Source organism: Stenotrophomonas sp. STEN018 (genome assembly GCF_056760235.1).
Genome location: NZ_JBRREK010000002.1, coordinates 152,304 through 165,081, shown reverse-complemented (window position 1 = coordinate 165,081; position 12,778 = coordinate 152,304). Strand labels below are relative to the sequence as shown.

Here is a 12,778-nt window from a genome sequence, read left to right as displayed (position 1 = left end):
TAGCCGATGCCAGGAACAGTTGGAACTGCTACCCGGAGCCGACCGGTGAATTGCTGATGTTGCTGCCGACAGAAGAATGGCCAGCCAACCCGCACACTGCCGCCTAACTCTTAGTAGACCGCCTAAAAGCGGTGTAAAACCGAGTATGCCGACTTCCGCTTCGGTTTTAAACCGGAAAATTCTCACAGAGAAACAACGACTTACGAGATTCTCCAGCCCGTATCGCCATATCAAACTCCAAGCTTATTGCCGTTTGGAAGCAGTGATATGGAATACACCCCTGTCTCAGCAGGCGTAAAAGCAGCTAAACCGCAACGATTGCTGGATCGGGTCAGGGAACATATCCGGGTCCGGCACTACAGCTTGCGAACCGAGCAGGCGTATGTGGGCTGGATCCGACGCTTCATCCTTGCCAACGGCAAGCGCCATCCGCAGGAGCTTGGTGCTGCTGAAGTGGGAGACTTCCTTACCCGACTCGCGACGGTGAAAAACGTGTCGGCTTCTACCCAGAACCAGGCGTTGTCGGCGTTGCTGTTTCTCTATCGCGTGGTGCTGGGCATGGAACTGCCGCGCCTGGATCAGGTGGTGCGTGCCAAGCGGCCGCGTGGTCTTCCGGTTGTTTTGTCACAGGAGGAGGTTGCGCGATTGCTGCAGGCCATTCCTGAGGGTCAGACGGCCATGATGGCCCAACTGCTGTACGGCACCGGAATGCGCGTGATGGAGTGTGTTCGGCTTCGTATCAAGGACGTGGATTTCGGGCGCAACGAGATCTGTGTGCGTAGTGGCAAGGGCAACAAGGATCGACGTGTGCCGCTGCCCATCTCGCTCTGTGAGCGACTGCTGCGGCAGCGCGAGCGGGCGCTGCTGACACACCGCGCGGATCTCGACGAAGGAAGGGGCCGGGTACAGTTGCCCTATGCGTTGGCACGCAAGTATCCGAATGCAAACGCAGAGCCGGGTTGGCAGTACCTGTTCCCTTCTGCGCGGCTGTCCACCGATCCGCGAACCAGGGCAATCGGGCGGCATCACGTCAGCGAAGAGCCGCTGCAGCATGCGGTGAAATCTGCGCGGGCCCTTGCAGGCATCGCAAAGCCCGCAACCTGCCACTCCTTGCGTCACTCCTTTGCGACGCACCTATTGGAAACCGGTCACGACATCCGCACTGTGCAGGAGCTACTGGGGCACAAGGATGTCGCTACCACCCAGATCTATACGCACGTGCTTGGGCGGGGCGCAGGAGGTCTGCTCAGCCCTTTGGACCGGCTACCGGGAGTGTTGCCACTCCCGGTGTGATGGCAGAAATCAGCCGTCCAGCAGCGCCTTGTCGCGCACGGCACCCTTGTCGGCGCTGGTGGCGAGCAGGGCGTATGCCTTCAACGCCGTGGTGACCTTGCGTGGGCGTGCTTCGGCCGGCTTCCAGCCCTTGCCATCCTGTTCGCTGCGACGACGTGCGAGTTCCGCATCGTCCACCAGCAGGTTGATGCCACGCTGCGGGATGTCGATCAGGATGCGGTCGCCGTCGCGGACCAGGCCGATGGTGCCGCCTGCGGCGGCTTCCGGGGAGCAGTGGCCGATGCTCAGGCCAGACGTGCCACCGGAGAAGCGGCCGTCGGTGAGCAGGGCGCAGGCCTTGCCCATGCCCTTGGATTTCAGGTAGCTGGTTGGGTACAGCATTTCCTGCATGCCCGGGCCGCCCTTGGGGCCTTCGTAGCGGATGACCACCACGTCGCCGGCCTGCACTTCATTGCCGAGAATGCCCTTTACTGCGGCGTCCTGGCTTTCGTAGACGCGGGCGTTACCTTCGAATACGTGGATGGATTCGTCCACACCGGCGGTCTTCACCACGCAGCCATCGGCGGCGAGGTTGCCGTACAGCACGGCCAAGCCGCCTTCGCTGGAGAATGCATGGGCCACGTCGCGGATGCAGCCTTCGGCACGGTCAACGTCCAGCGAGGGCCAACGCGTGGACTGGCTGAAAGCCACCTGCGTCGGAATACCGGCGGGGCCTGCCTTGTAGAACTGGTGAACGGCCTGATCCAGCGTCTGGGTGACATCCCACTTTGCGATTGCGTCACCCAAGCTGCGACTGTGCACGGTGGAGGCATCGGTATGCAGCAGGCCGCCGCGTGCCAACTCGCCGAGGATGGCCATGATGCCGCCAGCGCGGTGCACGTCTTCGATGTGGTACTTCTGCGTGTTCGGTGCCACTTTGCACAGCTGCGGCACGCGCCGTGACAGGCGGTCGATATCGCGCTGGTCGAAGGCCACTTCGGCCTCCTGTGCGGCGGCCAGCAGATGCAGGATGGTGTTGGTGGAACCGCCCATGGCGATATCCAGCGTCATCGCGTTCTCGAAGGCTTCGAAGGTGGCGATGCCGCGTGGCAACACGCTGGCTTCTTCGCCGCCGTACCAGCGATGGCAGAGCTCGACGATCAAACGGCCAGCGCGCTTGAACAGGGCTTCGCGGTCGCTGTGTGTGGCCACTACGGTGCCGTTGCCCGGCAGCGACAGGCCCAGGGCTTCGGTCAGGCAGTTCATCGAGTTGGCGGTGAACATGCCTGAGCACGAGCCGCAGGTGGGGCAGGCGCTACGCTCGATCACCGCGACCTCTTCGTCGCTGATCTTGTCATCGCCAGCGGCAACCATCGCATCGATCAGGTCGAGCTTGTGGTCGGCCAGCTTGGTCTTGCCGGCTTCCATCGGGCCGCCGGAGACGAATACGGCGGGGATGTTCAGGCGCAACGCAGCCATCAACATGCCCGGAGTGATCTTGTCGCAGTTGGAAATGCACACCAGCGCATCAGCGCAGTGGGCATTGGCCATGTACTCGACCGAGTCGGCGATGATCTCGCGGCTGGGCAACGAGTACAGCATGCCGTCGTGGCCCATCGCGATGCCGTCATCGACGGCGATGGTGTTGAATTCCTTGGCCACGCCGCCGGCTGCTTCAATCTCGCGCGCCACGAGCTGGCCAAGGTCCTTCAGGTGCACGTGGCCGGGCACGAACTGGGTGAAGGAGTTGACCACTGCGACGATCGGCTTGTGGAAGTCACCATCGGTCATGCCGGTGGCACGCCACAGGGCGCGGGCGCCAGCCATGTTGCGGCCGGCGGTGGAGGTTTTAGAGCGGTAATCAGGCATGGCGAGCGAGCGGGGCGGTCGTGCAGAAGTGCAGTGCGATTGATTCTGCATGAAGTTCCCGGTTGCAGCTGCAACCATTGGTTTGCGGTGGTTTGAGGGTGGAATGGGGCGGTTGGTTGGGGCTGGAGGTTGCTCGGTCTGGTTGGTGGAAGGGCCGGAGCGAAGCGAAGCCAAAAGTCAAAGCCAAAGCCAAAGCCAAAGCCAAAGCCAAAGCCAAAAGCACCCCTCCCCAACCCTCCCCTGCGCTGCGCGCAAGGGAGGGGGCGGTTTGCTGCGCTCGTTCAGACCGCGCGGGAGCCGCCTTTACCCCCTCCCTTGCGCGCAGCGCAGGGGAGGGTTGGGGAGGGGTGCTCTGGATTTTGATCTTCCAACGCACCAACAGCGCCCACGCGCTGAATAGCAACGCAAGCACAGAAATACCGAAACCCCAGCCACCCCAAGCCTTTACAAGCACCAGCTGAAATCCGATTCAGTTTCAAGAGTTTTCCGGTTTCCGTCTTGCAGGCTTCATCGGGCATTATTGGGAATCAAATTGACGGGGAACCGACCATGAAGCGATCCAAGGCCACCGCGCTGGTGCTGATGAGCGCCGTGCCGCTGCTGCTCACCGCCTGCCAGAAGGAAGAGTCCGTGCAGACGAAGGAGGGGCTGTACACCTCGGTGGAAGCCTGCAGCGAAGCGACCGGCGATCCGTCCAGCTGCCGCGAGGCGTTTGCCACCGCGCAGAAGCAATCCGCCGATGCCGCGCCCAAGTACGCCAGCAAGGAAGAGTGCGCCAAGGAATACCCGGCCGAGCAATGCGTGCAGCAGCAGACCAGCGCCGGCACTTCGTTCATCGGCCCGATGATGATGGGCTTCTTCATGTCGCAGATGCTCAACGGCAGCCGCGGTGCCGTGGCCGCACCACCAGCATCGCAGCCAGCGTTCAAGGACAATGCCAACGGTTGGGCAAAGCCGGCCGCACCGGGCGGTAGCGGTGGTTTGAACACTGGCAGCGGTATTGGTGCAGGCAAGGCCGGCCTGGCCCCGGTCAACGCCACTCCCAATCGCGCCGTAACTGCCAGTCGTGGTGGTTTCGGTTCGAGTAGCGGCGGCCGCAGCAGCGTCGGCGGTTGATGCAGTGAAGCGCGTTGCAATCGCCGAACGCGGCAACTGGAAGGCCCGTGCCGCAGAAGCGGGCTTCCGATTCCACACCATTGACGGTGCGCCGTATTGGGATGAAAGCGCGTACTACGCTTTCACTCTGCGCCAGATCGAAAACGATATCGAAGATCCCAGCGCCGAGCTGCATGCGATGGCGATGGATCTGGTTGGCGAGGTGGTGGGTAGCGATGCGCTGATGGCGCAGCTGGCCATCCCTGAGCCGTTCCGCGATTGGATCGCCGAGAGCTGGCGCCGGCGTGATCCGCATCTGTACGGTCGTCTGGATTTCGCCTACGACGGCAATGGCCCGGCCAAACTATACGAACTGAATTACGACACGCCGACGTCGTTGTACGAGGCGTCGTTCTTCCAATGGCAGTGGTTGGAAGACCAGCGCAACCGTGGCGCATTGCCGCAGCAGGCCGATCAGTTCAACTCCATCCACGAGACCTTGGTCGAGCGCTTTGCCGAGTTGACCTCACGCCTGCCGCCGCCGCTGTATTTCAGTGCGGTTGGGGAGTCCGAGGAAGATCAGGGCACAGTGGCCTATCTGCGTGATTGCGCGGCACAGGCCGGGCTGCACGCGGCGGCGATTGCCATCGAAGATATTGGTTTGTCGGCCGATGGTCGCTTCACCGATCTGGATGACGTGGTAATCGGCAGCCTGTTCAAGCTGTACCCGCTGGAAGACCTGATGCGCGAAGAGTTCGGTGCAGCCTTGCCGCGTTCGGGCGTGCAGCTGCTGGAGCCAGCGTGGAAGGCGGTGCTGAGCAACAAGGGCATCCTGCCGTTGTTGTGGGATCGCCATCGTGGCCACCCGAATCTGCTGGAGTCCTATTTCGACGATGGCAGTGCCTTGCCGGCCGGCTGGGTGCGCAAGCCACTGCATTCACGCGAAGGTGCCAATGTTGCCATGCACATGAGCGACGGTAGCTGGCAGGAGAGCGAGGGGCCGTACAACGGGCCGAGCATCCGCCAGGCGTTCCATGCCTTGCCGGTGTTTGATGGCAACTATCCGTTGGTTGGCAGTTGGGTGGTGGGTGACCGCGCCTGTGGTATTGGCATCCGCGAAGACAATAGCCGCATCACCCGTGACAGCGCCCGATTCCTGCCGCACGCCATCATCGATGATGCACCGCAGGGCACGACGCGGATCTATCTGTAAGCGGTTGTGTTTTTGTAGGAGCGGCGTAAGCCGCGAAGCTGGTGATGTCTGAAGTCCAATTGTAGGGCCGAACCATGCTCGGCTGGGACTTTACCGGTAAGGCCCCTGCCGAGCATGGCTCGGCACTACATCGGCCTTGTCGGTAAGGCCTCTGCCGAGCATGGCTCGGCACTACAGGACCCGGCTTTTGTAGGAGCGGCGTGAGCCGCGAAGCCGGTTACAGCAGCCCGTCGCGCTTCACTGCCAGGTAGCGTTCAACCAACGCTGCCGGCAACTCTTCTGCAGTGACATCCAACACCATCACCCGATGGCTGCGTAGCGCTTCATGCGCATCGCTTCGCTGCTGCAGGTAAGCGGCAATGGCACCAGCCTGTATCGCCTCGGGCACGGTTTCCACGTCGCGTGCCAAAGCCTGGTCCAGCTCGCGCTCGCGCAGGCTGGCCACGCACACCAGGTGCCGCTTCTGCAGCAGGCGCACGGCGGCGAGCAGGTCCTCGATATCTTCGTCACGCACGTTGGTAACCAACATCACCAGGCTGCGTCGCGATTGCCGCAGCGTCAACTCGGTGGCCGCAGCAAGATAGTCGGTAGCCACCGGCTTGGGCTGCAGGTCGTAACTGGCACGCAGCAGGCTGTCGATCGCGCCCATGCCACGCTTCGGTGCCACCCAGCGATTGTCACCACCACTGGCGAACAGGCCGACGCCGTCACCTTGGCGCAATGCGAGGTACGACACCACCAGCGAAGCATTGAGCACGTGGTCGAAATGCGACAGACCGCCTTCGTCGGCCATCATCCGCCGGCCGGTATCGATCATCATTACCAGCTGCTGGTTCTTTTCGTCCTGGTATTCGCGTGAGATCAGCTTGCGCGCGCGCGAGGTTGCCTTCCAGTCGATCTGACGCAGGCTGTCGCCGACGCGGTATTCGCGCATCTGATGGAAATCAGTGCCTTCACCACGGCGACGCTTCAGATGTGCGCCCACCAGTCGTGATGCCATCTCGGCGCTGAGCAGGGCGAAGCGGGTGAGTGGGGCGAAGTTGGGATAAACGCGCACGGTTTGCAGCGTGCCGACCGTGCGTTGTTGCCGCCACAGGCGTAGCGGTGAGTGCAGGCGCAGGTGCACACCATCAAATACGAAGGTGCCGCGGTTGGCCGGGGTGAAGCGGTAGCTGAAACGGGTTTCGCTGGCTTTGCCCAGTTTCAACCGGCGCGGCAGGCCGTCGCTGTTCCAGCCATCGGGCAGCAGGTCGAATACGTCGACGCGTTGCTTGCCGTAGGAATCCAGCTGCAGCCAGGTTTCGCGCTCGACGCCCAATGCAAGCGAGTCGGGCAGTTCGCGCCGCACCTGCGGGCTGGGCTTGCGCCACAGCATTACGAGGTCGATCAGCGCTAGCAGGGCGATTGCCGCAGCGGTGATGGTCCATGCCTGCATGGGCAGGTAGTGCAGGGCCACTGGCAGGCCGAGCAGGCTCCACAAAACCAGCAGGGTGATCAGAAGGGGGGCGGGTCTCACTGCGTGGCCCTGGTTGTTTGGTTTGTTGGTGCTGATGAAGAAATAGCTGCAGCAAAAGCAGAAGCACCCCTCCCCAACCCTCCCCTCCGCGCTGCTCGCGCAAGGGAGGGGGCAGGAGCAGCAGCACCCCTCCCCAACCCTCCCCTCCGCGCTGCGCACGCAAGGGAGGGGGCAGGAGCTACGGCACCCATCCCCAACCCTCCCCTCCGCACTGCGCGCGCAAGGGAGGGGGCTGAGGCAAGGGCCTCGTTTGAGATGCTGGCGCTTCTTGCCGCTTTGCTCACTTGCGCGGTGCCTCCACCTTGGCGAGCAGGGCGGTCAGGGCATCGTCGGCGGATTGGCCTTCTATCTGCAGTTCCGGGGCCAGCGCGATGCGGTGACGCAGCGCTGGCTTGGCGATCTCGCGCACGTCATCCGGGGTAACGAAGTCGCGGCCGGATAGCACCGCCTGTGCGCGGGCGGCGCGCACCAGCGCGATGCTGCCGCGTGGGCCAGCGCCGAGCGCGATACCCGGCCACTTGCGGGTCGCCGCGACAATGCGCACGGCGTAATCAATCACCTGCGGGTCAACGGTGATTGCGGCCACTGCTTTCTGCAGCTCCACCACATCGGCGCCGCTGAGTACGCGCGGTACCTGGGTGAGGTTGAAGTCGCTGGCGGTGCGGCCAGTGGTGATGGCCTGCACCATCTGCTTCTCGTCTTCCAGTTGCGGGTAGTCGATCAATACCTTCAGCAGGAAACGATCCAGCTGGGCTTCCGGCAGCGGGTAGGTGCCTTCCTGCTCGACCGGGTTCTGCGTGGCCATGGTCAGGAAGGGCGGCGTCAGTGCGAAGGCCTTGCCTTCAATGGTGACCTGGCCTTCCTGCATCACTTCCAGCAGCGCGGACTGGGTCTTGGCCGGGGCGCGGTTGATTTCGTCGGCCAGCAGCAGGTTGGTGAACACCGGGCCGCGACGGATCTTGAAGCTTTCGGTCTTGGGGTCGTAGACGGCGTGGCCGCTGACGTCGCTGGGCATCAGGTCCGGGGTGAACTGCACGCGTGCGTAGTCCAGTTCCAGCGCCTGTGCCAGGGCGCGGACCAACAGCGTCTTGCCCAGCCCCGGTACGCCTTCAATCAGTACGTGGCCGCCGGCCAGCAGGGCGATCAGGATCTGGTCGAGCACATCGCTCTGGCCGATGAAGGCATGGCCCACCGCTTCGCGGATGCGCTCGACGCGTTCAATCAGGTCCGTGTTGACCGGCGCGGGAGCAGGCGTCGGCGCGGGTGCATCGCCGGGGAGGGCAGGCGGAGTGAACTCGTCGGTCATAGCTGGTTTCTCATCTGGATGAGCAAGCGGATGCGGTCACGCAGGGCGATGTCGTCCTGCGACGGGGGAATCTGCAATGCGGTCTGCACGCGGCTGATCGGCCACTGCAGGTGATCGGCAATGGCTTGCGCCTGGGCATCACCGCTCAACGCGGCAGCCACCGGCGCACGGCGGCGCAGTCGGGCGAGGAAGGCCTGGCGTACCGCGTCATACAACAGCGGTGACTTGCGGTAGCGATGCAGGTGCTCGCCGCTGGCGCGCACGTGTTCCAGTAGCGAGCGACGGTCTTCGCGCGGCGAGGGCAGTAGCGCGCCGAAGCGCTGGCAGCGCATCCACAGCCACGCCAGCAGCGCGAGCAACAACGGCACCCACACCGGCCAGCCGCGTTGGAACAGCGTCTTCCATAGCGATGGCAGTTCCATCGCGTAGATCAGGTGGGTGGTGCCCTTGCCGTAATTGGGTGCCAGCACCAGCCGGGTCAGGTCACGGTGGGGGATGTCGCGCAGGCCGGTATCGCGCTCGCCGCCGCCATTGAGCAGGAAGTCCATGCTGCCGAGCACATCGACCCGCCCCAGGCCGTAACGCAGGCGGGCATAGGCCAGCGTTTCGTCGCCACCGGTATCGGCCCAGCGACGCTCGGCACGGGCTTTTTCGGTGAGACTGAAGCGGTTGCCGCTGCAGAACTCATCATGCGATTCCTGGCCTTGCACCTGCCAGACCTGGCAGCGCGCCGGTACCTCGCTGGTGACTACGCCCAAGCGCTCCAGCAAGCCCTGTTCGTCGCTGTCCAGGTCTTCGTCGGCATCGGGTGCGCGCAGCAGCAGATGGCCGCCGAACTGCACCCAGTCCAACAGGCTCTCGACCTGTGCCGGAGTGAGCAGGCGCGGGTCGTCGAGCATCAGCACGGTATCGCCGGGCTGCAGCTGCATGGCGGGCAGGTCGAGCTGGCGCCGGGTTTCGGCCTTGCTGCCGTCGCGGATCAGGGTTTCGCGCAGCGCATACAGCGCGTTATAGGTGGGCTCGCCATAAGCGGGCAGGGTGATCTCTTCGCTGGTTTTCTCGAAGTTGCGCACGAACCAGAACGCGATCAGGCCGATCAGCAACAGCAGTACGATGACCAGCGAATTGCGCAGGGCGGTGTTCATGCCGGCCACCCGTACTGCTGGTGCAGCTCCTTGGTCAACGCGTCGAACTCTTCATCGCTGGGCAGGCGGCCGGCATAGGCGGCGTACTGCCAGGTGCGCACCATGCGTGCGAACAGGCTGCGATCGGCTTCCTGCGGCATCTTGCGCGAGGCACGCAGGCACTGTGCTTCGGTGGCGCCGGGCGGCAGCACGACGTTGCCGCGTTCGACCAGCACTTCCACCGAAGCACGGTATAGCAGCGCCAGTGCATGCCGTGGCTTTCCCTCGCGCCACAGCCGACGCGCGCTACCGAGGATGTCCGGCGGCAGCACTTCCGGCAATTGCAGGGCTTCCTGCAGCGCGGGTGCCTGCGCGTCGCGGCTGCGACGGCCGTCGCCACGGAACCACGGCAGCCACCAGCGTGCGGTCAGGGCGAGCACCACCAACAGCACGCCAAGCAGAATCCACAGGATGCTTTCGCCGATCAGCGCGGCGAACTTGGCGATGGCAGCGAAGATCGGGCCGGCATCGGGATGGTTGCTGTCGTCGGTATCGGGCTTCTTGTCCGATGCCTTCTTCACCCAGCGGGTGACGCTGCGCTTGGCACCGAGTTGTGGGTCTTCATACGCGCGTGCAGCGGCCTGACGGAAGCCGGCGGTGTCGGCCGGTACAGCGCCAAACAGCTGCTGGGGCGTGGTCGCAGTAGCTGCAGCCGAGTCTGTTCCTGCTTCTGCAACGTCTTTGTGATTGCTGTGGCTGCTGGCGCTGTGGGTATCCGCGCTGTCCTGTGCCCGCGCCTGCAGCGACGGCAACGCGAACACCGCCAGCAGCAACACCAGCATCGGCGCCAGCCCAGTCAGTCGCTCGCGCAGGCGACGGAAGGCGATTTCCACATCCCAGGCTTCCAGTTGGGTGCGGCGGTTGAGGTAGAGGCCAAAGCCAGCACCGCTATAGAACGGGCTGATCAAGCTCATCGCCAGCCACGCCAACAGGTTGAAGCCTATCCACGCCCACGCGGGGGTGTCTTCACCGATCAGCTCCCAGGTGGCGCGTAGCGATTCGGACAGCAGTTCCACCGGCACGAACATGAAGACCAGGGCGACGCCGGCAAGCTGCAGCATGACCTCGAAATGCCAGCACACCCAGGTGAGCAGGGTGGCGTGACCATAGGCTGCACCGCCAAGCGCATGCCGGCGCCCGCGCCGCTGGCTGGCGTCGCCACCTTCCAGTAGATCGACGGGCATCAACAGCGAGCGGGCAGGGCTGAGGCGGCGCCAGCCGAGGTAGGCGCCGAGGCCGCGCCAGCCCCAGTTCCACTGCGCGCGCAGGGTTTGGCCGGTAGTGGGCTCGGCACCAAACGCGCCGCGCGAAATCACATACAGCGGGATGCGTTCGAACGCGGGCTTGAGCCACCACAGGATCAAGCTGGACAGCCAGAAGTTGTCCAGCCACCAGCCCAGCAGATTGAGCAGCGCAAATACCGGCAACGTCAGCAATACCCATGGCTTCCAGATCGCAGCGGCATGACGGCGGACCAAGGCGGTGCCCAGCTCCATCGCTTCCCATTGCGAACGCGCACGCAACGCGACATCGAGCTGATCAATCCGCATGATCACCTCCACGCCCACCGCGCCACAGCCACAGCAGCACTACCGTCCATAGCACGGCAGACACACTGAGCTTGCCCCACATCGGCACCCACGCGATCGAGGACCAGAACGCCTCGATGAAGGCCGCGACCAGTAGCATGAAGGCCACGCCCAGGCACAGCCGTGCACCAATCACGCCGCCCTCTATGAGCGCATCAATGCGGCGCTTGCGGCCCGGCGCCAGCAGCCGCAGACCAAGCTGCAGGCCCGCACCGCCGGCAATCACAATCGCAGTCAATTCGAATGGCGCGTGGCCGACTACAAAGCGCCAGAACGGATCACCCGAGCCTATCTGCTGCAGATGACCGGCTACCGCACCAATGGTGATGCCGTTGAACAGCAATACCAAGATCGTGCCGATGCCCGCCAGCAATCCGCTGGCAAAGGTGCGCAGGCCGATGCTGATGTTGTTCATGATGTAGTGGCCGAACATCGCCCAGTCGGTGCCGCTGTCGCGGCCCAGGTTGTCGGCGGCCGGGTCGTACATCTTTTCCATCTGTGCCAGCTCGCGTGGATCCATCAGCATGTGGATCAGCTCAGGCTTGTACTGCAGCAGCACGAAGATGCCGACCAGCGGAATCACGAACAGCGCACAGGCCACCCACATCGCCCCGGCCTGGCTGCGCACCGTGGTGGGGAAATCGGCGAACAGGAATTCAAGCGCACGCTGCCAGCGCGGTGCCGGTGTGCGGTACAGCAGGTTGTGGCCGCGCTGCATCAGCTGCTGCAGTTGTTCCACCAGCTGCGGGCTGTAACCCCGGCGACGTGCCAGGGCCAGTTGCTGGCACAGGCGGCGGTAGCGCTGCGGGATGGTTTCATCGCCGAGAAGATCGGGGTCGGTGCTGCGCCGATCTTTGCGCGAGCGCTCGCCACGGCGTTGCAGCCAGTCCTCGAACTGCTGCCATTCATGCTGATAGCGGGTGACGAACTGTTCCTGTCTCATCGCCGCCCCAGCAACCAGTTGGCCATTGCATACAGGCGTACTACGCCAGCCTGGCCATGCTCCTGGCTCAGCCCGCTGACGATGTCGGCCAGCTCACGCTGGCGCCCGGGCGACAGCGCCGGTGCGCGGTCGGCGAAGGCGATCAAGGCCGCCTGTTCGTTGGGTTGCAGGGGTAGCGGCGGTGCCAGCGCGGTATCGATGCGCGCTGGCGGCATTGCCGGGCGCGGTGCGGTATGAATTACCAGGGAACCGGCAACCAGATCGCCCAGGCGACGGCCATGCGTATCAAACAGGCAGGTGACCAGGCCCAGCGCGTAACCAAACGGCAGCGCGTCGACGGTGCGCAGCAGGTTGCGCACGATCGCCGCCATCCAGCCCAGCGGTGCGCCATCGCGTGCAACCACGCGCAGGCCCAATACCTTCTTGCCCAAGGTGCGACCGAACCAGACCTCCAGTACGATCGGGTAGGCCCAGAACATCAGGAACATCAGTCCCAGATAGAGGCCTTGGCCCAGCTCGCCCAGTGCGACCAGCAATGGGCTCATCAGCGCCAGCACGCCAAAGCGTACGCACAGGTCGATCAGCCAGGCCAGGGCACGCGGCACCGGCCCGGCGGCGGGCAGTTGCAGTGGCACGCCTTCGGGTGTGATGACCTCGCGATAGGTGTCCAGCATCGGCCGCGCTGTGTTCATTGCAGTGGCTCCAGCAGCAAGTGCCGGCGCTGCATGCGGCGGATGGAAGCCCGGAGTCCGGCCCGGACGGATGCCTGTGGCATTCGTGTCTCTGCTACG

At 64.0% G+C, this 12,778-nt stretch carries 10 protein-coding genes; 3 read left to right on the top strand and 7 right to left on the bottom strand.

Annotated elements, in window-relative coordinates; genetic code table 11:
- Nucleotides 1–267: 267 nt before the first annotated feature.
- Entirely contained in the window at nucleotides 268–1,293 is a 1,026-nt protein-coding gene (locus ACVOMB_RS01710; protein ID WP_481529662.1) for an integron integrase, read from the top strand.
- 9 nt (nucleotides 1,294–1,302) lie between these two features.
- On the opposite strand, the gene ilvD is transcribed toward ACVOMB_RS01710, so the two are convergent.
- A complete protein-coding gene (gene ilvD, locus ACVOMB_RS01705) occupies nucleotides 1,303–3,141 on the bottom strand; it encodes a dihydroxy-acid dehydratase (protein WP_481529661.1) in 1,839 nt (612 codons plus the stop codon).
- 549 nt (nucleotides 3,142–3,690) lie between these two features.
- Here ilvD and ACVOMB_RS01700 point away from each other — a divergent pair.
- Both ACVOMB_RS01700 and ACVOMB_RS01695 read left to right on the top strand, forming a co-directional pair.
- Entirely contained in the window at nucleotides 3,691–4,257 is a 567-nt protein-coding gene (locus ACVOMB_RS01700) for a DUF1190 domain-containing protein (RefSeq protein ID WP_481529660.1), read from the top strand.
- 4 nt (nucleotides 4,258–4,261) lie between these two features.
- Nucleotides 4,262–5,449 carry a glutathionylspermidine synthase family protein gene (locus ACVOMB_RS01695; RefSeq protein ID WP_481529659.1) on the top strand — a complete coding sequence of 396 codons (1,188 nt, stop codon included), beginning with the start codon at nucleotides 4,262–4,264 and terminating at the stop codon, nucleotides 5,447–5,449.
- 217 nt (nucleotides 5,450–5,666) lie between these two features.
- On the opposite strand, the gene ACVOMB_RS01690 is transcribed toward ACVOMB_RS01695, so the two are convergent.
- From ACVOMB_RS01690 to ACVOMB_RS01665, 6 genes are all read right to left on the bottom strand, one after another.
- On the bottom strand, nucleotides 5,667–6,965 hold the full coding sequence (locus tag ACVOMB_RS01690; RefSeq protein ID WP_481529658.1) for a DUF58 domain-containing protein: 1,299 nt from the start codon (nucleotides 6,963–6,965) through the stop codon (nucleotides 5,667–5,669).
- Nucleotides 6,966–7,245: 280 nt separating this feature from the next.
- Nucleotides 7,246–8,271, bottom strand: coding sequence for an AAA family ATPase (locus tag ACVOMB_RS01685; RefSeq protein ID WP_481529657.1), 1,026 nt, complete (start codon nucleotides 8,269–8,271; stop codon nucleotides 7,246–7,248).
- On the bottom strand, nucleotides 8,268–9,416 hold the full coding sequence (locus ACVOMB_RS01680; RefSeq protein WP_481529656.1) for a DUF4350 domain-containing protein: 1,149 nt from the start codon (nucleotides 9,414–9,416) through the stop codon (nucleotides 8,268–8,270). Before ACVOMB_RS01680 ends, ACVOMB_RS01685 begins: the two co-directional genes overlap by 4 nt.
- Entirely contained in the window at nucleotides 9,413–11,005 is a 1,593-nt protein-coding gene (locus ACVOMB_RS01675; RefSeq protein WP_481529655.1) for a DUF4129 domain-containing protein, read from the bottom strand. Before ACVOMB_RS01675 ends, ACVOMB_RS01680 begins: the two co-directional genes overlap by 4 nt.
- Nucleotides 10,995–11,987: a stage II sporulation protein M gene (locus ACVOMB_RS01670; RefSeq protein ID WP_481529654.1), complete on the bottom strand. Its 993-nt coding sequence runs from the start codon at nucleotides 11,985–11,987 to the stop codon at nucleotides 10,995–10,997. The genes ACVOMB_RS01675 and ACVOMB_RS01670 overlap by 11 nt, the downstream gene beginning before the upstream one ends.
- Nucleotides 11,984–12,679: an RDD family protein gene (locus ACVOMB_RS01665; protein ID WP_481529653.1), complete on the bottom strand. Its 696-nt coding sequence runs from the start codon at nucleotides 12,677–12,679 to the stop codon at nucleotides 11,984–11,986. Before ACVOMB_RS01665 ends, ACVOMB_RS01670 begins: the two co-directional genes overlap by 4 nt.
- Nucleotides 12,680–12,778 lie beyond the last annotated feature (99 nt).

What these genes read in the sequence shown, in the direction of transcription:
- ACVOMB_RS01710 (WP_481529662.1), top strand. Translation starts at nt 268, where the DNA reads ATGGAATACACCCCTGTCTCAGCAGGCGTAAAAGCAGCTAAACCGCAA.
- ilvD (WP_481529661.1), bottom strand. Translation starts at nt 3,141, where the DNA reads ATGCCTGATTACCGCTCTAAAACCTCCACCGCCGGCCGCAACATGGCT.
- ACVOMB_RS01700 (WP_481529660.1), top strand. Translation starts at nt 3,691, where the DNA reads ATGAAGCGATCCAAGGCCACCGCGCTGGTGCTGATGAGCGCCGTGCCG.
- ACVOMB_RS01685 (WP_481529657.1), bottom strand. Translation starts at nt 8,271, where the DNA reads ATGACCGACGAGTTCACTCCGCCTGCCCTCCCCGGCGATGCACCCGCG.
- ACVOMB_RS01680 (WP_481529656.1), bottom strand. Translation starts at nt 9,416, where the DNA reads ATGAACACCGCCCTGCGCAATTCGCTGGTCATCGTACTGCTGTTGCTG.
- ACVOMB_RS01675 (WP_481529655.1), bottom strand. Translation starts at nt 11,005, where the DNA reads ATGCGGATTGATCAGCTCGATGTCGCGTTGCGTGCGCGTTCGCAATGG.
- ACVOMB_RS01670 (WP_481529654.1), bottom strand. Translation starts at nt 11,987, where the DNA reads ATGAGACAGGAACAGTTCGTCACCCGCTATCAGCATGAATGGCAGCAG.
- ACVOMB_RS01665 (WP_481529653.1), bottom strand. Translation starts at nt 12,679, where the DNA reads ATGAACACAGCGCGGCCGATGCTGGACACCTATCGCGAGGTCATCACA.